Annotated in this window: 2 protein-coding genes; both read right to left on the reverse strand. The window is 34.2% G+C overall.

Translation table 11 applies throughout. The features are described 5' to 3' along the window. A partial coding sequence (locus tag E1140_RS00540; protein ID WP_155178004.1) for a hypothetical protein occupies window positions 1–336 on the reverse strand: 336 nt, incomplete at its 3' end. A 4-nt stretch (window positions 337–340) separates the two neighbouring features. Next, window positions 341–2032, reverse strand: a complete 1692-nt coding sequence (locus E1140_RS00545) for a Kelch repeat-containing protein (RefSeq protein WP_155178005.1) — start codon at window positions 2030–2032, stop codon at window positions 341–343. Window positions 2033–2065 lie beyond the last annotated feature (33 nt).

A 2065-nucleotide genomic window follows, 5' to 3' on the forward strand; every position in this document is an offset into this window, starting at 1 on the left:
TCTTGGGTTTAGTATGTAGCGCCCAACAAGTCCAAGATTTCCTATGGAGCAACTGGTGTTATCAGATTCAAACAATGATGCATTGAAATAAATCCCAGCGCTTATGCGTTCATTAAGATTATAATAGCCAATAGCACTTGCATTTAATAATTTATCATTTAGAATACCTCCATCATCATCAGATAAATAGTCATAATTAATAACATTATCCTTAGCCTTCCAGTAGGAAGGAGCCACTCCAAAAGATAAATCAACTTCAATCATTTTGAGGTCTTGCGCATAACTATTGACAACAGCAATAAATAATACTGCAGTTAAAAAGGTGTTTTTCTTCATCTGCTTATGGATAATAGACATATACTTGTTGATTACTATTAATTATATAACCCGCTCCATCATGCACATAATAATATTCAATATTGAAGGGTTGATTATCATCAGTATTCAGACCCGTCCAAGAATCGTTTATCAAGTCGTATGATTGTAATTGATAGTTACTCCCCGCTATAAATTGATCTTCAAAAGCAAATAGAAATCCGTCATTTGTGTTACCCATACTTGATGTATAATAAGTGGTTCCCCAAGTCTCAGTAGCAAAATCAAATTCAATAGCATTATAATTAGGGGAATTTGTATTTTGACCATAACCTACAAAGGCTTTTTCTGAATTCGATGAGGCCAACAAATATATGGCGGCACCATCAGGGTAATCCTGAGCTAATTGAGTCCAGGAACCTGAAGCTTGATTGAATCTCCATACCTCACTTGTATAATCATTATAATCAAACTGCCCGCCTACAACATAGCCATTTGAACTGGATGAAAATGTGGCAAAATCATCTCTAATCAAAAATGGGGGATCGACTAATTGCTCCCATCCATTAGTCTGTATATTATAGGCCCACATTACAGGGTAACTATAATTGAAATAATTGACTAGAACATAAGCCATGTCACCTATTGTGAATGTTTCAAAACCCCCGATTCCTGTTGGCTCGGAGCCCATATTCCGCCATTCATTTGTAGCTATATCATATTGAAAGAATTCATCATTATGAGCATAAGAAACCCCATTATAATATTTTCCTCCTCCGTAATAAATCTTGCCTTCATGATAAAAAGAAATACCTTCATCGTCAATTGACCTACCAGGATAGGAATCATTAATCAGAAACCATCCTTTCTTTATAATGGTAGCAGCAGTTTGTTCGCTCCCGTAATAAACCTTGCCATCACTGTCAATGGCATATGGACGAATGTAATATGCCTTGTTATCATCAAGCCCATTAATGGATACGTCATTTTCAACAGGTGTGGTATTAGATTGCGAAAGCGTAATGGATGTTCCTACAACTTGTTTACTATCATTAATAGTTGGTGTTGCTGAAGTATTGTATACAACACCATACTCAGATATACTAACAGATGTTGGGTATAACTCGCTATAATTTCCATATTCTCCATATAAAATGCTTAACCTACTATCTATTCTATCAAAAGAGTTTCCGTTTACATTTGCCAGAGATAATCCAACATACTGAGGGTTTGATAAATAATAAACTACAATAGGATCTCCTAAGATGAATCCTTTGTTTGTTTCAATGTATGGTACAATGTTAACACCAATTAAGTCTTCGTATGCTGGATTTGCAAGTAACGATAGATCAAATGTACTAGTGAAACTCGAACTGCTAGTGAAACTACCAAACTCAGTCCTATTACTTATGTTTGTATTAATTCCATCCCTATCATAGTAATGACCATGATCTATTATGGTAATGTCACTATCTATTAGAGAAACACTAGAAGTCACTTCAACAATTGGAGTTTTTGAATAATAAATTACTGAATTCTCTCCTACGTAATAGGAATCAAAATAATAATAGTATTGATTATTTTGATTTATAATTTGGGTATTGGTGATAGGTAAAGTAGTAAATTCTACACCAGAGTTAACTACAAACTGCTCCACTTCCGGAGAACATGCATAAAAGAGAAGAACGAGAACTGCAACACATAATTTAAGTTTCATTTCAGCCAACAATTTTTTTTAAAATAAATAAAA

This window comes from Fulvivirga lutimaris, assembly GCF_009711525.1.
GTDB lineage: Bacteria > Bacteroidota > Bacteroidia > Cytophagales > Cyclobacteriaceae > Fulvivirga > Fulvivirga lutimaris.

Excerpts from the sequence above, each read along its gene's own strand:
- E1140_RS00545 (WP_155178005.1), bottom strand. The coding sequence starts at position 2,032 with ATGAAACTTAAATTATGTGTTGCAGTTCTCGTTCTTCTCTTTTATGCA.